This window comes from Iodobacter sp. BJB302 (genome assembly GCF_002735645.1).
Taxonomy (GTDB): Bacteria; Pseudomonadota; Gammaproteobacteria; order Burkholderiales; family Chitinibacteraceae; genus Iodobacter.
In genome coordinates, this window is the sequence record NZ_PDZG01000040.1 from 15,073 (window position 1) to 37,524 (window position 22,452).

Sequence of the window (22,452 nt, forward strand, 5' to 3'; positions counted from 1 at the left end):
GTGGCCTCAACGGCGGCCCCTCCCAAAGCCATCCCCTCACACTTAACCCGATCTACCGACTCCCGGATTAAATCATGCTCAAGCTCGACCGTTACTCGCGCATTGCCAGTTATTTTATCATCGGGCTATTTCTGCTCTTAGTGATGCTCAATCACTTACTTCCTGCCTTGCTGATTGGTCTTTTAGTCTATGAATTAGTCGCCCAAGCGGCACAAGCCCCCCTTGTTTCACGCCTCCCCCCTAAACACGCCAAACCTGTGGCACTGATTATTTTTTCTGCAATCATCATTCTGCTTCTGGTCTTAATGGGGTTTAGCCTAGCGTCGGTGTTTCATGGCGAGTCGGCATCCATGCCCAGCATAATGCGAAAATCGGGCGAGATCGCCGAAGCACTGCACCTTGAGCTGGCCAACTGGCTGCCCGCCTGGATGCTGGAAAGCCTTCCGCAAGATGTAAGTGCATGGAAAACCGCGTTCTATCAATGGTCAGATAAGCATATCGCCCAGCTGCAGCAAATTGGCGCACGCACAGGCCATACACTGGCACAAATGCTGATTGCCATGGTGATTGGTGCCATGCTGTCTTTACATCACAATAGTGATGACAAGGCCCCCTTACTCGGCGCACTGCAAACACGTTGCTCCCGCTTAGCCAATTCTTTCCGGCAAATTGTTTTTGCCCAAGTTCGCATTTCCGCGCTGAATACCTTTTTTACGCTGATCTATCTGGCCGTTATCCTGCCCTCGCTCGGCGTATCGTTACCGCTGACTAAAACTTTGATTGTGATTACCTTCCTGGCAGGGTTATTACCTGTTATTGGTAATCTTCTTTCTAATACCGCCATTGTGGCCGTCAGCATGAGTGTTTCGGCATCCGTCGCCGCAGGCTCACTGGCCTTTTTAGTGATCATTCATAAATTAGAGTACTTCCTGAATGCCCGTATCGTTGGCGGACGTATTCATGCATTTGCATGGGAGCTTTTACTGGCCATGCTGTTAATGGAAGCGATCTTCGGCTTACCCGGCCTGGTAGCGGCTCCCATTTTCTATGCTTACTTAAAACAAGAGCTTAAAGCTGCCGAATTGATTTAGTTCATCTAAATTACCGGATGACTGGCTGGAGTCATCTGTAACGCGAACGTAACTCACCACTGTTATTCTTACAATTCACGTTGCATATTTGGCTTCATATGAATGAATCACCCTGCCTTGAGTCGCTCAAGCACGAACTTGAAAATATTATCAGCCAAAACCAGTTAACGGCTCTTTTTCAACCTATTGCATCAACCCGGGACGGCGAAATTTTTGGCTATGAAGGGCTTATCCGTGGCCCTTCAGCCAGTTTTCTGCATTCTCCTATCAATCTTTTCCGCGTTGCCGAAGAGCTGGGCTGTTTGCATGCACTGGATTTTGCCTGCCGCAAAGCCGTAATTAAGGCATTTGTAAAAGAAGAATTATCCGGGCGGCTGTTTCTGAATGTGATTCCATCCTGTCTTGCCGGGCAAGACTTTGAACCAGGCGCAACGCTGGCCCTATTAACCGATGCAGGCCTTACACCACAACGTGTTGTCATTGAGCTCACCGAAACCCAACCCACTCACGATTACAATCTGCTTAAAGAAGCGCTGCTGCATTACCGGAATATGGGCTTTAAAATTGCGCTCGATGATCTGGGAGAAGGGTTTTCTTCACTCCGGCTGTGGTCAGAGCTCAAGCCTGAATTTGTTAAAATTGATAAATACTTTATCCAGGGCTTGGCAGACGATGCGCAAAAAAGGCAGTTTGTACGATCTATTCAGCATATCGCGCTCAATACCGGCACCCGCGCCATTGCCGAAGGCATAGAAAACCAGCCCGATTTACAAGTTGTGCAAAAAATTGGGATTGGCTATGTACAGGGTTATTTTATTGCGCGGCCTAATGCCCACCCGCCAAGGCAGCTCAATCTTAATCTGCAGGAAAAAGACCACCGGCCTGGCGGGCTCAAAGAACAAAGCGCCGGACAGCTGCTCGTTGAAGTACCTACCGTGGTCCCCAAACAAAGCGGCACAGAAATCTGCCGTATCTTCAGCAAATATCCTCAGGTTCATGCCCTGCCAGTGATTGATGAAGGCCGGCCTGTCGGGCTTTTGCGCCGCCATGAAGTTATTGAGTTTTTTGGACGGCCTTTTGCCAACGAGCTGTATGGCAATAAACCCTGCAAAGCATTAATGGATTGCACGCCTCTGATTGTTGAGCACTCAACCAGCCTGCAAGAATTATCCCAGCTCGTCACCGCAGCAGATCACAGGCACCTTGCCGATGGCTTTATCATCACCGGACAGGGGCATTATTTAGGGATGGGAACAGGCCATGATTTGATGCGTGCCATTACCGAATTACAAATTCGGGCCGCACGCCATGCAAACCCGCTTACCTTATTACCCGGCAATGTACCTATCGAAGAACAAATAGAAATTTTACTTACAGAACAGCGTAATTTTACAGCCGCCTACATCGATCTGGATCACTTCAAACCCTATAACGATGTGTATGGTTATGCCTGCGGTGACAGAATGATACGCATGCTGGGAGAGTTGCTCCTCAGCGTGGCCGATCCTCAAATGGATTTTGTCGGGCATATCGGTGGGGATGATTTTATGATTCTGTTTCGTTCAGAAGACTGGAAGCAGCGCTGCCAGAATTTACTCAAAGAATTTGAGCTTAAGGTGCAAAGCTTATTTAAGCCCGAGCACCAGCAGCAAAATGGCTATAGCAGCACAGACCGCCGCGGCGAGCTGCAGCATTTTCCACTAAGCAGCTTATCGATCGGAGTAATTGAAGCGCATACCGGCGTGTATTTAACGCACCATGAAGTTGCTGCAGCCGCGACCCATGCCAAGCATCTGGCCAAAAGTAAAATGGGGAACAGCTTATTTGTTGAGCAACGCCAGTTGGCCCATCAGGAGGCGCAGCTGGCCTAACCTGAACCTGGCTTTATGCCTGATCACTGACCGCCTCAGCCTGCTGCAAAAAATCAAGCGACCAATCCAGGCCGTATTCTTCATTCGCCAAATGAATCAGTGGCGCGAGCCCTGCTAATAAAGCAGGAAGATGCGGACGCACTTCTTCCTTATGCCCTTTATGCAGCATCAGCAGCGCATCAGACAGCGGCAATAAAGGCAGGCGGTTGACGTTCTCATCCGGCATTAAAATCCGCCCTTCGCCTGAAGAGCCATAAAGACGTGTAATCGCCTTACTGAATAATGCCGGTGCCAGATGCGTATCGTCATGCCAAGAGTTAGCAACCGCAACGCTGGCACTAACCTCTAAACGCTCATCACGAAAATTAATCCGCGCAGCCGATACGCATTGCCTTAAACGCTCGGCCATGACGCGTACTTCGCTTAATGAAGTACCAGGCGCCACAATAGCAAACTGCGGCCCTTCCACATGGGCCAGCGTATCCTCACGGCGCAATTTTGCCGCCAGCAGCTTAGCTAGCAGGCTGAGCATCTGGTCTGCCAGCCTATCACCCAGCTTTTGCTTTAACGGCTGATAATGATCAATCTCTAAAAGTAAAAGAGTCACTTCAGAATTATGGCGCATGGCGTAGGCCATGGATTGCTCCATTTGCAGCATCAGCAAATGCGAGCTGGCCACCCCTGTGGTGTGATCTCTGGATGCAACCTGAGCCTGTTCTGTGCGGACTATGGCCAGCTCATGCTGCATGGCAGCAAGATGAATATTCGCAGCCACACGCGCCAACAGTTCTGTTCTGTCTGTTGATTTAGAAATAAAATCTGTCGCGCCACATTCAACGCATTTTTGCTTGATTGCGTCGTCTTCTTCACCAGAAATAATAATCACCGGCAGCAAATACAGCCGGCCATCCCCGGCGCTCCGTGCGCGGGCCAAAAGGCCCAGCCCATCAAGCTCCGGCATACTTAAATCGGAAATAAGCAGCTGAATCGTTTCATCGGCCAGCAGCTGCTGCCAGCCCTCTTCGCCATTGGCCGCTTCGACCACGTCATAGCTGGTGGCAAGATGCTTCTTGATTGTCGCCCGCACAATGCGGGAATCATCCACAACAAGAATGCGGGGTAAATGAAGTTGTTCTGAATCCACTTGCGACATCAAATCATGCTCGTCTTGCATCGTTGATAAAATTTAGCATAAACGCGTCAGCTCTGCCGATATACGGTCAAGTAAGCAGCGATAAATCCGATAATATTCAAGCATCCACCGGTTTTAAATTGGGCCCCGAAAGGAAACCCTGCTGTAACCTGCTGCAGTTTTTTCGTTTGCCAGCGGTAAGCTACCTCTAAAGCGCATAAAATTAAGCGAATCCTCCGTCCCCCCGCAAGCATTGCATTCATATCACAAGCGGCCAGCCCATGTAAGGAGCGAGCTTTATGTCTATAAATTTGCAGCTTCAGTTAAGCATTGCACCGCTTTCTTGCTTTGAAGCTCAGCGCTGCCTCACTCAGCTTGCGCGAGAAGGCATTGTAACGCTATGGCAAGATCAGCGCCCATTAAGTAATGATACTTGCTTACTTAATTTAAGTGCAGAGTGCGCAAGCTCTGAAAGCCCAGAGTGGCTGAGCGAGCGCTTAGCCGCCGCCGTATGGAAAGAAACAGGCCGGTTTGTGCGCCTGAGCTGTCTTGTTGATACCGAAGCAGCAGAGCATCTTTTTACCTTTGAAGAACCAGACTATCATCGGCTTATGCCTGCCTTCCGCCTGCGAATGCCACCTTTACGCCGCTGATCTGTAAATAGCGGGCAAACAAAAACCCCAGCCGAGGCTGGGGTTTTCTTCACTCGAACATCCGTAGAATCAGGCCATAGCCTTGATTGCTGCAGACAAACGGCTCTTATGACGAGCTGCTTTGTTCTTGTGGAAGATTTCTTTGTCAGCGATACGGTCAATGATACTGACGGACTGTTGGAAGACAGTCTGAGCCGCAGCTTTATCACCTGCTTCCACAGCCTTCAGCACCTTTTTGATCGCGGTGCGGAAAGCGGAACGCTGGCTGGTATTGTGCTGGCGGGCTTTCTCAGCCTGACGTGCACGCTTGCGAGCTTGGGCACTGTTAGCCATGTTTTGAAACTCCTGACGGGCTTGCCCAAAAAGCGGGCTAATTCGGAAACCGGCGATGATAGCGCCACTTTTACGTTCTGGCAAGCAATGATCAACTTGATTCTGCTCAGAGTACGAAAAAACCTCATTTTTCCCATAAATTCAGTGAGTCACCGCCTGGCTTGCTACAGGGATAAGATACGGCCTTATAATTGCGCCCTCACTACTCAGACCCTCCGGTATGAACCTTCTTAAAACACTGGCTGCAGTCAGCTCCATGACGCTGGTTTCACGCATATTAGGCTTTGTCCGCGACACCATTATTGCCCATGTATTTGGCGCAGGTGCTGCCACGGACGTCTTTTTTACTGCTTTTAAACTGCCGAATATGCTGCGCAGAATTTTTGCCGAAGGTGCATTTTCACAAGCCTTTGTGCCGACTCTGGCCGAGTACAAAACGCGCAAAGGTGAAGAAGCAACCAAAGATTTTGTCGCAAAAATTGCCGGTATGCTGACTTTAGTTCTGGTTTTAGTCACCTTGCTGGGTGTTTTAGCGGCCCCTGCAATTATTTATTTTTCTGCGGCTGGTTTTGCCAAAAATCCGGATAAATTTAATCTGGCAGTCGAGCTGCTCCGCTATATGTTTCCCTATATTTTGCTGATTTCGCTCTCTTCTTTGGCCGGCAGCATTTTAAATACCTACAACCGTTTTTCTGTCCCCGCCTTTGTTCCCACGCTCTTAAATATTTCATTTATTGCCTGCGCACTCTGGCTTGCCCCGCTGATGGATCGCCCGATTTTTGCACTGGCTATTGCCGTGCTGATTGGTGGCGTAGCCCAGCTTTGTTACCAACTGCCCCACCTCGCTAAGCTGGGGATGCTGATGTGGCCCAAGCTGGATATGAAAGACGAGGGCGTATGGCGGGTTATCAAGCAAATGGGCCCGGCCATTTTTGGCGTATCGGTTGCACAAATCAGCCTGATTATTAACTCCAACCTTGCCTCTTTTTTAGCTTCTGGCAGTGTTTCATGGATTTACTATGCCGACCGGCTGATGGAATTCCCGACGGGCGTGCTTGGCGTGGCCTTAGGAACGATTCTGCTGCCCAGCCTGGCCCGCAGCCATGCCAGCGGCGATCAGGCCAGCTACGACCGCTTACTGGATTGGGGGCTGCGCCTGTGCATCATGCTTTGCCTGCCTGCCACCGTAGCTTTAGCCATCCTTGCTGAGCCTTTAGTGCTTACCCTGTTTCAGGGCGGCAAGTTTTCTATGCACGATGCCCTAATGACACAGCAGGCGCTGGTGGGCTACAGCGTGGGCTTAATCGGGCTGATCCTGATTAAAATCCTCGCCCCGGCGTTTTATGCCCGCCAGGATATTAAAACCGTGGTGCGTATCGGCATTATCACGCTTCTGGCCACCCTGGCGATCAACCTGATCTTCTTGTACACCCTGCCATTTAAACACGCAGGGCTCACGCTGGGGATGAGCTTAGGGGCGTGTCTGAACGCAGGCTTGCTATACCGCACGCTTCGTTTACGGGGCTACTACGCCCCACAAGCAGCATGGAAAGGTTTTATGCTGCGCATCGTTCTGGGCGTCGCCACCATGAGCGCCCTGCTCTTTGTGCTGCTGCACTATATGCCCGCCTTTGCAGGGATGCATAAGCTGCTCAGAGCAGGCTGGCTTAGTGTATTGGTCGTCACCGGTGCGGGGGCTTACTTTGCAGCACTCTTTGCCCTCGGCTTCAGACCAAAAGACTTTTCACGCAAAGCGATTACGGATTAGTGAATAACTTATCAGGCAGGTTTAAAAAACTTCACCTGCTGACCCTATACTCATTTCAAGCTAAACAGAGGTCTTAATGAAACCACTCAGAACAATCATGATTGGCATGATATTGGGATTGATTGGCCATACGACTTTGGCAGCAGACGAATTTGCTCTGCTGCGGGAAGAAAAAATAGGCAATCTGCGGATTGATCTTCCTGAAAAAGAAGTCATAAAAACAATCAGCTGCAAGGAAAAACGCGGGCCTGATAAATTGTGGGATGCAGACGGGGCCTATCATCAGGAGTGGTCTTATACCGATTGTGGTATTACGCTGGATATGGTTTCAGAGAAAAAACGCGGCGCAAAAAAAATAGCAGCAATTACCATATTTGCACCCAGTACTTTAAGTACCCGCCGTGGCATCAGGATTGGCAGCAGCATGCAGGATGTAATGAAAGCCTACAAACCCTATTGGAATAAAGAGGAGAGTGACGCCAATCATTTTATAGCGGGCAGCATCTATGGCGGACTCATCTTTAGCCAGGAAAAAAAGAAAGTGGAAAGTATTTTTCTTGGTGCGGCGGCTGAATAAAAAGCCTTGCAACAAGGTCCAAGCCATTACATTTTCCCAATAAAAAACCCACGAATCGCTTCGTGGGTTTTTATTAGGTGCCCGCTAAATTACAGCACTTTAGCAATCGCATCCGCTACATAATCAATGTTTTTTGTATTGAGTGCAGCAAGGCAAATTCGGCCAGTTGAAACCGCGTAAATACCGTATTCGTCTTTCAACACTTCAACCTGCGCCGCTGTCAGGCCGGTATAAGAGAACATACCGCGCTGAGCCGCTACAAAACTAAAGTCTTGTGCTACGCCGCGCTCTGCCAGCTTAGCAACCAGGCTGGTACGCATGGCACGAATGCGATCGCGCATACCGGCCAGTTCGTCTTCCCACTGCTGACGCAATTCCGGGTTTGCCAGTACTGCAGCGACCACAGCACCACCGTGAATTGGCGGGTTGGAATAATTGGTACGAATCACGCGTTTCAGCTGGCTTAATACCCGGCCCGCTTCCTCTTTACTTTCTGTCACGATGGACAAAGCACCTACGCGCTCGCCATACATCGAGAAGCTCTTAGAGAAAGAGCTGGAAACAAAGAATTGCAAGCCAGAAGCAGAAAATAAACGCACAGCAACCGCATCCGCATCGATGCCGTCGGCAAAGCCCTGATAAGCCATATCAAGGAAAGGCACCAGATTACGCTCACGGCAGGCTTCAACCACTTCGGCCCACTGTGCATCGCTCATATCTGCGCCAGTCGGGTTATGACAGCAGGCGTGCAATACGATGATGGAGCCAGCAGGCAGGCCTAGCAGCGCCGCCTTCATGGCAGTGAAATTCACACCGCGAGTGGCTACATCATAGTAAGGGTAGTTTTCTACCTTGAAACCCGCTGATTCAAACAATGCGCGGTGGTTTTCCCAGCTTGGATCGCTGATATAAACGCTGGCATCTGCATTCAGACGCTTTAAGAAATCAGCGCCGATTTTCAAAGCGCCCGTGCCGCCTAAAGCTTCTGCAGTGACTACGCGGCCGGATGAAACCAGCTCGCTGCCCGCACCAAACACCAGATTTTGTACGGCCTGATTGTATGCACCCAAGCCTTCGATGGCTTGGTAGCCACGTGGTGGCTGGGCTTCCATACGGGTTTTTTCTGCCGCTTTTACCGCAGCCAGCAATGGAATCTTGCCATTATCATCGTAATACACACCCACACCCAGATTAACCTTACCAGCACGTGTATCGGCATTGAAGGCTTCATTAAGACCCAGAATCGGGTCACGAGGTGCCATTTCTACTGCGGTAAAAATCGAGGATGTCATCCTGTACTCCAGCAAAAGTAATTGGGAAGGCGTGAAAGCAATCTGGCTCTCTAAACAGCATGGTGACAGTAAGAAAGCAAGACGGCTGGCAATGCGCTAAAAGCACACTTTACAGTTAGCAATTTTAGCATGGTCAGGCCCACACACGGCCTTTTCCTTGTAAGCAAAAGCACTGCACGCGCAAAACTTTGCCCATCTTGCAGACCATCGGTCATGATTTTTATGCAGTGCAAGCGAGCCTATCCGCTCGCTTTTAATAAGCATCCCAAAGCTTTAATTTACAGCTAAAGGCTCAACCAGCTTCACAACCTGACGCACACCCGAAACACGGCTGGCAGCACGGGCAGCAGATTCGGCGATATCAGGCCTGCTTACGCCCATCAGATAAACCACGCTGCGCTCGGTAATGACTTGCAAATGCACGACATCGGCATCGTTGGCATCCGCCAGCAAGGCGGTTTTCACTCTGGCGGTCAGCTGCGTATCGTACAGACGATTAGCGGCAGTGGAAGGCACAGACACAACGGTTTCGTTGTAAATTTTACGGGCCCTGGACTGGCGCTGAGCAATTTCATACACCTTTGCCTTAGCCGCCTCATCCGGCACTTCGCCTGTGAGTAATACCATTCCATTAAATGCAGTGACATTAATATGGGCTTTTTCTTTCCATGTATCGATGATATCGCTGCTAATTTTTGCGCCTAAATCAAAGTCTGTTTTGATGACTTCTGACTTACGCGGATCCGATCCCACCATAGCGCCTACTGCTACGCCGCCAACCAGAAGAATGGGTACGCAGGCGGATAAAGACGCTGCCAGCCCCAGGGCGAGTAGTGCGCTTTTTAGCCGCATCATTCGCCGCCCAGCAGCATAAAATCAACTGCGTCGCAAAGAGCATGAATCATGGTGATATGTACTTCCTGGATGCGTGCCGTGCGCTGCACCGGCACACACAAATGCACGTCATCACCCGACAGGATTTCACCAATCTGGCCGCCATCCCGCCCGGTAAAGGCAATCACATTCATTTGCCTGTCGTGTGCTGCATGAATTGCTGAAATCACATTCGCAGAATTACCCGATGTAGAGATCGCAATCAGCAAATCGCCAGGGCGGCCCAGGGCGTGCACTTGCTTAGAGAAAACCAGATCGTAATCGTAGTCATTGGCAATGGCGGTAATCGCCGAAGTATCGGTCGACAAAGCTACTGCGGCCAAGCCTGGGCGTTCACGCTCGAAGCGGCCCACCATTTCTGCGGCAAAGTGCTGCGCATCAGCAGCCGAGCCACCATTGCCGCAGGTTAAAATCTTGCCGTCCGAGATAAAGGTTTGCACCATTTTCTCGGCACCAATACGAATCCCTGGGGATAGCAGCTCCATGGCCATTTGCTTGGCGTCAATGCTATCCAGAAAATGCTGTCGAATACGTTGTGCTAAATCCATTTTTATCCCTCAGTGGCGTCTATACAGTTTTTGAGCCAGTTGATTGTTTCCCCTTCAAAGCAAATTGCATCGAAGCGGCAAGGCGGTAAAGGAGAAACATTTATTAGGTAATATTGTGCGGTCGCACGCAGTTTAGCGCGTTTCGCAGGGCTTATGCTGGCCGCCGCCCCGCCAAACCGCGCATTTCGCCGCTGCCGCACTTCCACAAATACTAAGGTATTACCATCCTTAGCGAGTATGTCAATTTCACCACGCTGGCATTGCCAGTTGCGCCCGATAATTTTTAAACCCTGTTGCTGCAAGAAAATCACGGCTGCATTTTCTGCGGCAAGGCCCAGCTTGTTCATGGTATTGGGGTTGCCGGAGCGCTCTCTTCTGCGCTGCTAAAAGTATTAAGCGTGAGCTCCCGCTCAATTAATCCGCCGCTTCCCAAGGTGATGTGCCCGCTCAAACCATCAAAATCAACTTCTGCCTGTTTACTTAATAAAACAGCCAGCTTCCATGCATCAACCCCCAGTGCAAATAAACGCTCAACATCATTCGACTTTGAACGATTCCGATTCAGTAAAGCGTATTCACTGTTGCCCGGCTGCAAAATCCACGGTGTTTCTAAATAACGGATTCCATTCATATCCACACGAGCAGTCCTGCTTAAAGCACCCGGATTAATCTGGCTGGTGGCATAAACCGGCCGCTCGTTACCAACAAATGGACGGGAAATCCGTGTTTGCCTGGAGCCAGCGGCAAAAAAGACCGAATCATGCCCGCCGTCTTTCAGCTGAGCCCTCAAAGCCTGCGCCTGGCTGCGTGCATCTTTTAAGGTGAAGATCGCGGGTTGCGTGCCATTTGCCTCTTTCCAGCTATCCACAAAGCCCTGCACCATCCTGCCAGCTAGAGGGCTGTCCCCTTGCAAAACTAAAGGCATACGCAGCCCATCATCAAACATTTGTCTGGCAATTTGCTGGGCCTCCTGCTCTATTGATAAGGAAAAACTATAGAGCTGAGCACGGCGCAATGTTTTTTCATCAAAAGAATTCAAGCCAATGACAGGGATATCAAAATCACCCACATCGGCCAGATAATTAATTGAAGGCTTGGTAAGCGGCCCGATAACCGCTATTGCGCCCTGCTGATGCAGCTGCTGAAACTGCTCAAAAACCTCAGAGGGCACATCATCAGTGTCAAAAATTCTGACTGCAGGCACATCAACACTGCCATTGGTTTTTTCAGCGGCCAATACGCCGGCTTTAATCGCATCTACCGCAGGGCGCATCGCCTTACTTTTACCTGGCAGCAATACCGCAATAAAACCATCGCGCCGAACCGGCTTAGCCTCAGCAGGCGCAAGGGGTAAGATCTGTGCCGGGCTGGCCGCAGAGGCCGCCGCCTGCGAGGCAATGGTAAACGCGGGTTTAACGGCCGCAGGGGCAATAACAGGCGCAGCAGCACAACCGGCTATGGCAGTAAGCAGTACAGCACCGTATAGTACGGACCCTAGCGCACTGCGCCATTCCGAAGCAAAAAGGAGAGCCTTGGCGTGCATACAGAATCCAATCCTATTATTAAGTCCGCATTATATGTGGTAGCCACCCCAATCGGTAACCTTAACGACATGACGCCCCGCGCCATTGCCGCACTAAAAGGAGCCGATGTGATTGCGGCCGAAGATACCCGGGTTACCGGGCAGCTGCTTAAACATTTTAATATTTCAACACCCATGGTGTCTTTGCGAGAGCACAACGAACACAGCATGGCTGAAAAGCTGGTAGCCCGCATGCTGGCCGGGGAAACAATCGCGCAAGTATCCGATGCCGGAACACCTGCCGTTTCTGATCCAGGAGCCCTGCTTGCAGCAGCAGCACACGCAGCGGGCTGCAGGATTATCCCGGTTCCTGGCGCGTCTGCACTGACAACCGCATTATCGGCCAGTGGCTTTAACTGCCCGCACGCTTTGTTTTATGGCTTTTTACCGCCCAAAACCAAGCAACGCTGTGATGCTTTGACTGAGCTGAAAGAGCAAAATTTCATCAGCGTGTTTTATGAAGCACCACACCGTATTGTGGATTGTTTAAACGATATGGCCAGTGTATTTGGCCCGGATCGTGAGGCCGTACTCTGCCGTGAAATCACCAAAACCTTTGAAACCATCCGCCGCCTGCCACTTGGCGAGCTGGCCGCATGGGTTGCCAGCGACAGTAATCAGGAGCGTGGCGAATCGGTTGTGGTGGTGAATGCTGCGCCCCGTGCAGAAAAAGCCGATGGCGCCGATTACGACAGCGTTTTATTGCCCTTAATTGCTGAATTGCCGCTCAAACAAGCCGTGGCGCTGGCCGTTTCCATTACCGGCGCACCTAAAAACGCCCTGTATGAACGTGCTTTAACGCTTAAAAAAGAAGCATAAACCTTTTTCTGCCGGATAAAGCACAAGAGGTTTGCTGACAAATCCATCAAGCTATACGATTTATGTTCAGCCTGATGTATGAATCTGCAAACCCTCTAATAATAAATCTGCCTTAAATAACAATAATTTATGTAATATTCCAGAAAATATCCGCAATTAACGGCAGATAATACTTGCCAAGCAAGACGGGCTTCTACATAATTCGACTCCTGCACTGAACGAGCCCGGGTGGCGAAATCGGTAGACGCAGGGGACTCAAAATCCCCCGCCGCAAGGTGTGTCGGTTCGAGTCCGACCCCGGGCACCACTCGTTAAGTACTGATAAATAAAGGATTTCATGGCATCAGCCTGAAATCCTTTTTTTTCGTCTGTGCTCCGACTCCTCGCAAAAAAACCGCACTTTTTAAGCCATCCCCTTCAGCGCAAAGCCTCAATCCACGCCCTTGCTGCATGCGATAAATACACATCCTTACGCCAGCCCAGCGCGATTCGCCACGGAATTTCAGGCTCGTTTAAAGCGGCAATCACACAACGGCCAGCCGGAATACGGCGGGCAACGGATTCGGGCAGTAATGCCACACCCAGACCGCTTTCAACCAGAGCCACCATAAACTCCCATTGCCCGCTTCGCCCCGCAATTTGCGGGTTAAAACCCTGAGTCTGGCAGGCAGCCAGCACTCTGTCGTTCAGCGAATAGGAAGCACTATAAAGCACAAAATGCTCCATACTCAGCTCGGTCAGGCACACCTCAGACCTTCCCTGCCATTTGGATGTGGCAGCGGCGACTAAAACTAAGCGGTCATCCGACAGCGGCAGTGTTTCAAAACGATTTTCATCGACGGGCAGCAGCAATCCGCCAATCTCCAGCTCCCCAGAATCCAGCGCAGCTTCAATGGCTTTGCCGCCTTCTTCACGCAGGCTCAGCTCGATCTGCGGATGAAGCCGTTTGAAATTAGCAATCAACGGTATAAATAACATACCGGCCAAAGGCGGCACCCCCAGCGTCAGCTCACCCACGGCCATGGTATTTAAATCGGCCAGCTCGGCTTGCAAACGAGCCTCTGCAGCTAATACGTCCAGGCCCCGATTCAGCACCACACGCCCTGCGTCAGTAAGATGAAAACGGCGGTATTCACGAAGCAGCAGCGGCGTTCCCAGCTCTTCTTCCAGATTTTTAACCATTTTGCTGATGGTTGGCTGAGTGACATTCAGTGCTTCTGCTGCGGCTGTAAAACTTTGTAAATTCACGACTTCGATAAAGTAGCGCAGTGCTTTGATATCCACGACACATGCCAAATTGGAATAGATATCATGATAATAAGTCATTTCAGCTATTTATCCAGAGGGCGTAATATCAAGGCTTATGACAAGGAGTTGAAGTGGTGTCTGACAAGCTGTTTTCCTTTTTCCGTGTGCTCGCCCAAATTGGCCTCCTGATTGCCATTTGGCTGGTATCCGACTGGTTTGTGCGACGTACCGGCTTACCTGTACCTGGCGGCGTATTAGGGCTGGGTATTGTCTTTGCACTCCTGCTTTCAGGCGTGCCGCTTAACTGGGTTAAAGATGGCGCTCAGTGGCTATTGGCCGAAATGCTGCTGTTTTTTGTGCCTGCAGTGGTTGCCATGGTGAAATACAAAGCACTCTTTATCAGTGAAGGCTGGCAGTTATTGGTGGTGATTTTCTTAGGTACGGCACTGGTGATGTGCGTGACCGCCTTAGTGGTAGACCGTTTTTTTAAAATTGAACATCAGCTGCGTTTGGCAAAAGCCAAAAAGCGATCGGCATCATGACTCTGTCTGTCTCTGCACTTGCTTGTCTGGTACTGACCATTGGTGCATACGCACTGGCTAAGTTTTTATATGCGCGCCATCAACGCTGGTGGCTGGCACCACTGGTGTTAACACCGGTACTGCTGGTAGCGTTTATGCTGCTGACGCATACCCCTTACGAAACTTATTATTCCGATACCCGCTGGCTTTTATGGCTGCTTGGCCCTGCCACGGTGGCTTTTGCGGTGCCCCTCTATGAATACCGCGCCCTGATGGTCAAACACTGGCTGGCTTTATCTGCAGGCGTCATTGCTGGCTGCTTTACCGCGTTGCTGAGCTGCGTTCTGCTGGCAAAACTATTTCATTTATCGCCAGAGCTGACCCGCAGCCTGTTGCCCAGATCCATCTCCACGCCTTTTGCCCTGGCCGTATCTGATACTTGGGGCGGATCACACGAGCTGACAGCCTTATTTGTGGTGATTACCGGCCTGATGGGCATGCTGTTTGGCGAGCTAATGCTGGTGCTGTTACCGCTGCGCTCCAGACTGGCACGCGGTGCTTTATTTGGCGCAGCCGCCCATGCGGTGGGCACAGCCAAGGCGCGGGAGATTGGCAATGAAGAAGGCGTGGTCGCCTGTATCACCATGATGGTTTCTGGCGTGGTGATGGTGCTGATTGCCCCCTTACTGACTCCCCTATTTGCCTGAGGCGGGCATGTTGCTGCGTGTTGATTACAAACAAAGACAATATTTTCTTATTCGCCTGCTCCATAGTCATTATAAGATATGAAAATTATTCTCATTTTTAACCATCAATGCCTAAATTATCTCCAATCCTCTTGCTTGATGTAATTCAACAGCAACGGTTTGGCGTTGAATATCAACCATTAATTCATACACAAAATTTAGAAACAATTGCCCACGAAGCGCTTGCCCGGTTTTATCGGGCAGATGAACAGCTGCTTCGTACTGATCATTTTTTTAATGCGCTGCATGAAAGTCCGCTAACCTTGTTTCAGGTGGAATATCAGATGAAGCAATTGCAGCTGGAAAACGCCCCCAGCGGTGAATTGTTTTTAAATCTTGATCCCGATGCCTATGCTGTGACCGAAATAGCCGGTGAAATCAATCCCCTGCTGGAGCTGATCCATTGCCGCACCCATATCGTGCTCGAGATCATAGAAAACAGTAATATCTCTGATGCACGCCAAAGCGCGAATATGGCAAAAGCATTTCATGAAAAGAATATTCAACTGGCATTGGACGATATTGGCTCGCCGCATTCCATGCTTTCGCTCCCAATATTAATTACCGTAGATTGCTTAAAGTTTGACCGAAGCTGGTTTAATGAGCTAGATCAGCCTAATCATCGCACCGCCTTAGAAAACCTGATTCGCTACGCCAAAGACACCGGCAAACGCACCGTATTAGAAGGAGTAGAAACCATTGAACAGCTGGAAATAGCACGCCAGCTGGATGTTGATATGGTGCAGGGCTTCTTGTTTAAAGAACGCTTTATCCGCGTACGGGCATAAAAATAAGTAATTAATTCAATTAATTAAGAAATAATCACCTATTAAGCTGCTTTTACTTCCTGTAAAAACATTACACCATCGATTTCATCTCATAAAATGCACCGCATTTACCAGAGGCTGTACGCCTCTGTGTTAATTCGCCAATCGCCCAATCATCCGCATAGGAATAAGCCCAAGCAATGTCGTTGAATAAAAAACACAGCATTTATGCAATTGCCATAATTATTCTGATTTCTAGTTTAAGCGCTTGTGACGATAGCAGCATGGCTCAAATTGAGAAAATAGCCCATAGCCAGGAGGCCAAAACACTGGCCAAACTGGGTGAAATAGCAATTGATAAAGCGCTTAATCAAAAAAATGAAACCGAATCCAATCCATCCCCGAACGAACCGGTTGAATTAGTCACTGGCCGCACCGCCACGGGCCAGCGGGATTTCAACCGTGCCAAGCAAGTATTGCCCGATGTATTTCGCGGCATGGAAAGCGATTTCTACTGCGGCTGCGCCTATAAGGGCAAAGAAATGGATTTGGCCAGCTGCGGTTATACCCCCAGAAAAAGCGAAACACGCGCCTCGCGTTTAGAGTGGGAGCACGTGGTTCCGGCCTGGGTATTAGGCCATCAGCGTCAATGCTGGCAAAACGGCGGGCGCAAAAACTGCAGCGATAACGATCCGCAATTTAAAAGTGCCGAAGGCAACTTGGTGAACTTGGTGCCGTCTGTGGGCGAAGTCAATGGCGATCGCAGCAACTTTGCCTATAGCGCATGGACCCGCAATCCCGAGCCTATGTATGGCCAGTGCAAGACGATAGTTGATTTCAAAAACAAAAAAGCCCAGCCACGGGAAGAAGTGCGGGGCCGAATTGCCCGCATTCATTTTTATATGTACGAGCGCTACCAGCTCAAACTATCTAGGCAAGACCAGCAGCTGATGTGCGCATGGGCCAAAACCTATCCGGTGGATGATTGGGAAGTCAAACGTGATCAGCGCATTGTGAAGCTGCAAGGCGATGGCAATCATTTTGTGAGTGAAAGAAAAACAGCGGATTATTGCGCCTGACAAACATGCCTTGCCAGCCTTGTGAACAGGGCCGGGTTAGCGGTTTTAGCGCCTAACCCGGCCCCACCCATCACTCACTTAGCTGAAACATATGCCTGCAAACGCTTAAGGCAGTGTTTTTAATGCAGCTGCAGCAGGTTTAGAGAAGTTATACCCGTCGTGCTTATCCCAGTTAACCGACCATGTCATTACCCCACGGTAATCGGGATACGCTTTGGCGGGCTTGATACTGCCGCAGTTTTGTAGCTTAGTCAGGCAAGTCAGCGAATCGGCCACCACTTTTGCGGTAACAAAACCACGCCCTGCTGAATACGGCCCCGACGGCACACCAAAAGCCACCTGATCCGGGCGCAAGCCTTTGAAAGTCCAGCCCGTGCCATAGCTAACAGAGAAGCCTTCGATCAGCATCATGCTGCCTGCCACCAACGCATCCACCGTGCCTTCGTTCAAAGTGGCGGTTGAATAGGGCGAGGTAAAGCCGCCATTATTGTAATACTGCACATGCAGCACCGTCAGCTCATCCCGCAAGCCATCAATAATCGGCAGGTAAGCGCCCCAAATGCTGCCATAAGAGATATACCCACCCTGCACATAAGGATGCTCAGGAGCCATTGACAGGTAAAAACCTGGCCCCACCTTCGCTTTGAGCTGTTTCACGCCAGTAATTAGGTTATTAATAATCGGCGCGCCAATCGAAACACCACTGCCGCTCTCCAAATCCAGATCAATCCCATCAAAGCCATATTTAGTGATGATGGCGTAGAGGCTATCCACAAAGTGGCTGACATCGGAAGCGCTGTTTAATGTGATCGAGCCATCCTGCCCGCCTAAAGACAGCACCACTTTCTTGCCCTTAGCCTTCAGCGCCGCCACATCGGCAATAAATTTCGCCTCGCCTCCGGCATTTTTATCCAGATTAAACGCCACATTGCCGCTGCCGGCATTATCTGCGAAAGCGACCACCACCACATTCCAGTCATCACTGACCTGAGCCAGCGGAAAAGTATCGCCAGCTGGATTGGTAAAGTTATGCCAGTAGCCCACTAATGCATGCTTGGGCAGCGTGCCTGGTGTTGGTGTTGGTGTTGGTGTTGGTGTTGGTGTTGGTGTTGGTGTTGGTGTTGGCGTTGGCGTTGGCGTTGGCGTTGGCGTTGGCGTTGGCGTTGGCGTTGGCGTTGGCGTTGGCGTTGGCGTTGGTGTTGGCGTTGGCGTTGGCGTTGGCGTTGGTGTTGGCGTGCCTGCAATTTCTTTCCACAAGGCAGGTGTTGCCGCTGGATTCCAGTTGGCCCCCACGTAGGCAGTGTGCGTTACCAGGGCCTGATAGGTTTTGCCCGCATACGCCACCTGAGTGCCGCTGCTATAGGTATTCCCTTCTTGCCAGTTATCCTGAGCGAAGGCTGAAATACTCAGCATCAGCGAGGCAATTAGCATGGCAACACGGGTAGTGCTAGTCTTTTTAGTCATAACTCCATCCTTATTAAGTATATTGAAAGTGCCCACTACTTTCTATGAAGCAGTTATAAGCACGGCGTCAGCATACAACAAGCAAACAAGCAGCTAAGCCTTTGAATTCAAAAAAATAGTTCTTGAAACCTCGTTAACCGTCATCTATATGAAGCGGCTATTTTTCGGAAAAAAACATTAATTTCTTTCATGCTTTTAATGAATAGCCTGCATGCAATGCATACACCGCCAATGTTAAGATGAAACGATTAGCGCCCAGGATAAAAAACAATGACGCCCTCCCCGATCAGCTTTGAATTTTTCCCTCCGAGAACGCCAGAAGGCGCAGAAAAACTACGCACCACTCGCCGGCAATTGGCGCAATTTAAGCCCGAGTTTTTCTCAGTCACCTTTGGTGCTGGCGGCACAACGCAGGAAGGCACACTGAACGCCGTGCTGGATATTCAATCCGAAGGCCATTCTGCTGCGCCACACCTATCCTGTGTAGGTTCGTCCAAAGAAAGCATCCGCAAGATTGTGCAAAACTATAAAGACCACGGCATTCGCCATATTGTGGCTTTGCGTGGCGATATTCCTTCGGGGATGGGGGATTTTGGCGAGTTTCGTTACGCCAATGAATTGGTGAGCTTTTTACGCGATGAATTTGGCGATTGGTTTCATATTGAAGTGGCTGCCTATCCCGAGTTTCACCCGCAAGCCCAAAGCGCCGAAGCCGATATTCGCAATTTCGTAAATAAAGTGCGCGCTGGTGCTGATTCGGCCATTACCCAATACTTTTTTAATGCCGATGCTTATTTCCGTTTTGTGGATGAAGTGAATGCGCGCGGCGTAACGATTCCTATCGTGCCGGGCATTATGCCTATCCAAAACTTCAGCCAGTTGGCGCGCTTCTCTGATATGTGCGGAGCAGAAATTCCACGCTGGCTGAGGCTGCGACTGCAAGCCTTTGGCGACGACACGGCCTCGATCCGCGCCTTTGGTTTAGATTTTGTCACCGAGCTGTCTGACCGGGTATTGGCCGGTGGTGCACCGGGGCTGCATTTTTATACCCTTAATGCAGCCGGTGCCGTTTCTACCGTTTGCCAGCGCCTTGGTCGCTGACCGGCTCAAGCACCTGCACCTGATTGCCGCTGCGTTTGGCACGATAAAGTGCCTTATCCGCCAAGCGTAAGAAGTTAGCTGCGCTGATTTCTTCTGCTCCCGAATAAACGGCAAGGCCCTGGCTAATCGTCAGGGCTGAGCCGTCTTCCTGCACCAGCCCAAGCTTAATCATCGCAAGGCGAATACGTTCAGCCAGCAATTTCCCCACATGCAAATCGGTATTAGGCAATAAAAGCACAAACTCATTGCCATCAATCCGCGCGGCACAATCACCCGTACGCTCAGCAAATTTAGCTAAAACTGCAGCCACTTTCTGCAAAGCAATATCGCCCTCATGCCGGCCAAAGCTGTCGTTATATTGCTTAAATGAATCTACATCCAGGACGATTAATAATAGCGGCTGCTGCTCCCGGATGGCATTCGCCATTTCTTGCTCAAGCCGCTCATCAAAAACGCGCCGGTTTGCAATTCCGGTTAAAGCATCATGGCGGGTTAAACGTTCTAATTGGGAATTTGCGGCCAGCAAAGCATTCTTTGCTTCTTTCAAAGATAATTGCTGACGGCGATGCGCTAATACATTGGAGCACAGACCCGCCACGAGAGGCAGTAAACGCATTTCCAGCTCGGAATACGCACGGTCCTGATCAGATACCCCCGCAAATAAAAGCCCTAAGCGCTCGCCGTTAAAATCAAGCTGTAGCACCGCTAATTGCGTTAAATGCAAATCGCGGCATAACGCAGCCTCATCGCCCTCATCAGGTAAATCACCACCAATACCCGTTATAAATGCAGACTGCGAATTAAGATTCTGCTTACTTAATTGAAATAAACTACGCTTGCCCAAATTAAAATCAGTGCGGATATTTTTATCATCTTTATCCCAAAAATAGATATCGCCTTTTTGGCTGTCATCGGCAAAATGAATGGCAATCAAGGCATCAAGCCCCATTAATTGCCCTGTTTCTTTTAATGTCTGCTCTAATCCAATTTTGGCACCATCTAAAGGCATACTCAAATAACGAGCAGCGTCTTTAGATAACAACTGTAAAAAACCAGATAAATAAAATGATTCATCAGTGCGCTGTGCCACTTCAACTTCTAACTGATCACGGCTCTCTGCCAGAGCATGAATCAGCTGGCCACGCTGCTGCTGCTGATGTAATAAATTATTTTGTAAATTAGCAAAACCTTGCAACAGATTATCTAATTCATCACGAACCGGGCTTTCAAATAAAGGCGGAGGGGGAGCTGTATCTAAATGATCGGGCCGCAAAAGATGAGTATGAATGGTCAAGGCATCCAGCCGCCGTAATACCACTTTTCGCAAAAAAAGTTGTAAAGCAAAGAGCAGACCGGTTACAAAAAGTAATTGCGCCAGCGCAAAAGGAAAAACACGATATGCAACCTGCTTCCAGATTTCATAGCGATCGCTGATTAAAGTCAGGCTGCCTACAGGAATAACGCTGCTTTTATGCATTAATTCAACTGTATAGCTTAATTCCTTGGGGGCCTCACTGCTATCCCCCCTTAAATAACGGGCGCCACTGGGGGTAGTCAGAGCAAGACCAGCCACACTGCTTACAGCCGAAAGGGTATCAATTTCTTCGGTAATACCAATGGGATCAATATCCCACAGAGCGGCGCTCAGACGGGGCCGGTGCTCCTGGGCCAGGCTGACCAGCTGAGCATGCAAATTCTCAGCCACATCAAAATAACTAAGCACCGCATAGACCATTACAATCACCAGCATCAGCAAAAAGCCAATGCGATATAAAATTTTAGTCAGCCGCTGTGCGATTGGCTGAAAATGCTTACGTGCGCTCATTGTAATAAGGACTCTAAAGAAAAATCATACTGCTTTACTTTGGGATTCAGCACTTTGCTGTAACGGGCAAAATTAATCTTTTGCACGCCTTCCTCGCTAAACCGATCCATAAATAAATTAGCTTTCGATGCGCTCACTAAACCCAATAAAGGCAATTGCATTTGTGCGCCCTGCTGACCACTAAAATCCTGACCATGGGCATAATCATACAGCAGCACCATACTCCACGCCCCCACCATAAAATGCCCCGCCGATAAAGCGGTTAAACGGCCATTCTTGATCATTGAAATGGCATCATTGGAGTAATTAATTGCAGAAACTAATACTTCTTTATTGCGGCTTTTTCTTTGCTCTAAACTGGCAATCACACCAAAAGCCATCAGATCATTAGCACACCAGACGGCCGCAACCTCAGGATAGCGGTCACGCAGCACATTCATTTGCTCTGCAGCAAGCCCGCGCCCCCAATTGCCATAAACAATTTGCTTTAATTCAACATTGGGAAACTCTTTCAGCGCCCTTTGTAAGCCAAGCACACGATCCTGCGATGCAGGAGTCGATTTATCCCCTGCAATTGCCAGTAATTGATATTGCCCGTTTGCCGCTGGTTTTTTAGTCTGCACCAGCCGGGTTAATAATGCTTTACCTGTTAAATAACCAGCCTGCTGATTATCTGGGAATAAGCTTCCTATCCAATATTTAAAATGTGTACGGGGAGTACCAAATTGTTTAACCTGATCTGTCGTTAAATCATTCAGAGCCAGCAAAACAGGGATGCGTGCCCGCTCGGCAATGGCCAGTAAAGGCGGCGCCATTTGCCTTTCATTAACCACAATTAAATAATCCGGCTTCGGGCCCTGATCCAGCGTTTGCTGCAGCAAAGAAGGCATGCGCAAATGATCACGCTCAGCATAAACAACCCTCAGCTCCATACCCAGGTTTTTAGCCGCAGCGGCCATCGCTTGGCTCACACTGACCCAGAATGTTTCACTTTCTTTGCCTGGATTAACAAATAAAACCGAAATAGCCCATGAAGACGGGCTACTAAATAGCAAAATCAAAACACAAAGACATCGGCATAAATTCATATATCACTCCCAAATAATAAAGGAATGAAAAGTCTTATTTAGCATTGATACAG

Annotated in this window: 22 protein-coding genes and 1 tRNA gene; 12 read left to right on the forward strand and 11 right to left on the reverse strand. The window is 49.6% G+C overall.

The annotated features are described in order from the left end of the window. Nucleotides 1-74 precede the first annotated feature (74 nt). Both CSQ88_RS13535 and CSQ88_RS13540 read left to right on the forward strand, forming a co-directional pair. On the forward strand, nt 75-1,091 hold the full coding sequence (locus tag CSQ88_RS13535; RefSeq protein ID WP_099398624.1) for an AI-2E family transporter: 1,017 nt from the start codon (nt 75-77) through the stop codon (nt 1,089-1,091). Between the two features lie 98 nt (nt 1,092-1,189). Continuing rightward, entirely contained in the window at nt 1,190-2,962 is a 1,773-nt protein-coding gene (locus CSQ88_RS13540) for a GGDEF domain-containing protein (protein WP_099398625.1), read from the forward strand. A 13-nt stretch (nt 2,963-2,975) separates the two neighbouring features. On the opposite strand, the gene CSQ88_RS13545 is transcribed toward CSQ88_RS13540, so the two are convergent. Beyond that, nucleotides 2,976-4,115: a diguanylate cyclase domain-containing protein gene (locus tag CSQ88_RS13545; protein WP_180273656.1), complete on the reverse strand. Its 1,140-nt coding sequence runs from the start codon at nt 4,113-4,115 to the stop codon at nt 2,976-2,978. 278 nt (nt 4,116-4,393) lie between these two features. Here CSQ88_RS13545 and CSQ88_RS13555 point away from each other — a divergent pair, with 278 nt between their 5' ends. Then, entirely contained in the window at nt 4,394-4,747 is a 354-nt protein-coding gene (locus CSQ88_RS13555; RefSeq protein WP_099398628.1) for a hypothetical protein, read from the forward strand. Nucleotides 4,748-4,816: 69 nt separating this feature from the next. Here CSQ88_RS13555 and rpsT read toward each other — a convergent pair whose 3' ends face one another. After that, a complete protein-coding gene (rpsT, locus tag CSQ88_RS13560) occupies nt 4,817-5,080 on the reverse strand; it encodes a 30S ribosomal protein S20 (protein WP_099398629.1) in 264 nt (87 codons plus the stop codon). Nucleotides 5,081-5,300: 220 nt separating this feature from the next. Here rpsT and murJ point away from each other — a divergent pair, with 220 nt between their 5' ends. Then, nucleotides 5,301-6,848, forward strand: a complete 1,548-nt coding sequence (gene murJ / locus CSQ88_RS13565) for a murein biosynthesis integral membrane protein MurJ (protein ID WP_099398630.1) — start codon at nt 5,301-5,303, stop codon at nt 6,846-6,848. Nucleotides 6,849-6,924: 76 nt separating this feature from the next. Beyond that, nucleotides 6,925-7,425, forward strand: a complete 501-nt coding sequence (locus tag CSQ88_RS13570; protein WP_099398631.1) for a hypothetical protein — start codon at nt 6,925-6,927, stop codon at nt 7,423-7,425. 89 nt (nt 7,426-7,514) lie between these two features. Here the strand turns inward: CSQ88_RS13570 and CSQ88_RS13575 are convergent, their stop codons facing one another. The 5 genes from CSQ88_RS13575 to CSQ88_RS13595 form a co-directional block, all read right to left on the reverse strand. Next, entirely contained in the window at nt 7,515-8,717 is a 1,203-nt protein-coding gene (locus CSQ88_RS13575; protein WP_099398632.1) for an amino acid aminotransferase, read from the reverse strand. 273 nt (nt 8,718-8,990) lie between these two features. Next, complete coding sequence (locus tag CSQ88_RS13580) at nt 8,991-9,572, reverse strand: BON domain-containing protein (RefSeq protein WP_099398633.1); 582 nt, start codon at nt 9,570-9,572, stop codon at nt 8,991-8,993. After that, the gene (locus tag CSQ88_RS13585; protein ID WP_099398634.1) at nt 9,569-10,159 is read right to left on the reverse strand and encodes a phosphoheptose isomerase; all 591 of its coding nucleotides are present in this window, start codon (nt 10,157-10,159) and stop codon (nt 9,569-9,571) included. Before CSQ88_RS13585 ends, CSQ88_RS13580 begins: the two co-directional genes overlap by 4 nt. A gap of 2 nt (nt 10,160-10,161) precedes the next feature. Beyond that, nucleotides 10,162-10,506, reverse strand: a complete 345-nt coding sequence (locus CSQ88_RS13590; protein ID WP_099398635.1) for a YraN family protein — start codon at nt 10,504-10,506, stop codon at nt 10,162-10,164. Beyond that, a complete protein-coding gene (locus CSQ88_RS13595) occupies nt 10,503-11,702 on the reverse strand; it encodes a penicillin-binding protein activator (RefSeq protein WP_099398636.1) in 1,200 nt (399 codons plus the stop codon). The genes CSQ88_RS13590 and CSQ88_RS13595 overlap by 4 nt, the downstream gene beginning before the upstream one ends. On the opposite strand from CSQ88_RS13595, the gene rsmI reads away from it, so the two are divergent. Both rsmI and CSQ88_RS13605 read left to right on the forward strand, forming a co-directional pair. Beyond that, entirely contained in the window at nt 11,697-12,560 is an 864-nt protein-coding gene (gene rsmI / locus CSQ88_RS13600) for a 16S rRNA (cytidine(1402)-2'-O)-methyltransferase (RefSeq protein ID WP_257212600.1), read from the forward strand. The genes CSQ88_RS13595 and rsmI overlap by 6 nt on opposite strands. Nucleotides 12,561-12,782: 222 nt before the next feature. Further along, a tRNA-Leu gene (locus CSQ88_RS13605) sits at nt 12,783-12,867 on the forward strand. 110 nt (nt 12,868-12,977) lie between these two features. On the opposite strand, the gene CSQ88_RS13610 is transcribed toward CSQ88_RS13605, so the two are convergent. After that, nucleotides 12,978-13,886, reverse strand: coding sequence for a LysR family transcriptional regulator (locus CSQ88_RS13610; protein WP_099398637.1), 909 nt, complete (start codon nt 13,884-13,886; stop codon nt 12,978-12,980). A 56-nt stretch (nt 13,887-13,942) separates the two neighbouring features. Here CSQ88_RS13610 and CSQ88_RS13615 point away from each other — a divergent pair, with 56 nt between their 5' ends. The 4 genes from CSQ88_RS13615 (at nt 13,943) to CSQ88_RS13630 (ending at nt 16,921) form a co-directional block, all read left to right on the forward strand. Then, nucleotides 13,943-14,350 carry a CidA/LrgA family protein gene (locus CSQ88_RS13615; RefSeq protein ID WP_099398652.1) on the forward strand — a complete coding sequence of 136 codons (408 nt, stop codon included), beginning with the start codon at nt 13,943-13,945 and terminating at the stop codon, nt 14,348-14,350. Then, on the forward strand, nt 14,347-15,036 hold the full coding sequence (locus CSQ88_RS13620) for an LrgB family protein (protein WP_099398638.1): 690 nt from the start codon (nt 14,347-14,349) through the stop codon (nt 15,034-15,036). Before CSQ88_RS13615 ends, CSQ88_RS13620 begins: the two co-directional genes overlap by 4 nt. A 107-nt stretch (nt 15,037-15,143) precedes the next feature. Beyond that, nucleotides 15,144-15,863 carry an EAL domain-containing protein gene (locus tag CSQ88_RS13625; RefSeq protein ID WP_099398639.1) on the forward strand — a complete coding sequence of 240 codons (720 nt, stop codon included), beginning with the start codon at nt 15,144-15,146 and terminating at the stop codon, nt 15,861-15,863. A 263-nt stretch (nt 15,864-16,126) separates the two neighbouring features. Further along, nucleotides 16,127-16,921 carry an endonuclease gene (locus CSQ88_RS13630; RefSeq protein WP_099398653.1) on the forward strand — a complete coding sequence of 265 codons (795 nt, stop codon included), beginning with the start codon at nt 16,127-16,129 and terminating at the stop codon, nt 16,919-16,921. 105 nt (nt 16,922-17,026) lie between these two features. Here the strand turns inward: CSQ88_RS13630 and CSQ88_RS13635 are convergent, their stop codons facing one another. Beyond that, nucleotides 17,027-18,385, reverse strand: a complete 1,359-nt coding sequence (locus CSQ88_RS13635) for a chitinase (RefSeq protein WP_099398640.1) — start codon at nt 18,383-18,385, stop codon at nt 17,027-17,029. Between the two features lie 270 nt (nt 18,386-18,655). Here CSQ88_RS13635 and metF point away from each other — a divergent pair, with 270 nt between their 5' ends. Further along, the gene (gene metF, locus CSQ88_RS13640; RefSeq protein WP_099398641.1) at nt 18,656-19,486 is read left to right on the forward strand and encodes a methylenetetrahydrofolate reductase [NAD(P)H]; all 831 of its coding nucleotides are present in this window, start codon (nt 18,656-18,658) and stop codon (nt 19,484-19,486) included. Here metF and CSQ88_RS13645 read toward each other — a convergent pair. Together CSQ88_RS13645 and CSQ88_RS13650 are read right to left on the reverse strand one after the other, a co-directional pair. After that, nucleotides 19,458-21,311: a GGDEF domain-containing protein gene (locus tag CSQ88_RS13645; RefSeq protein ID WP_099398642.1), complete on the reverse strand. Its 1,854-nt coding sequence runs from the start codon at nt 21,309-21,311 to the stop codon at nt 19,458-19,460. The two genes, metF and CSQ88_RS13645, sit on opposite strands and share 29 nt — an antisense overlap. Next, complete coding sequence (locus tag CSQ88_RS13650; RefSeq protein WP_099398643.1) at nt 21,308-22,399, reverse strand: ABC transporter substrate-binding protein; 1,092 nt, start codon at nt 22,397-22,399, stop codon at nt 21,308-21,310. The genes CSQ88_RS13645 and CSQ88_RS13650 overlap by 4 nt, the downstream gene beginning before the upstream one ends. Between the last annotated feature and the right edge of the window lie 53 nt (nt 22,400-22,452).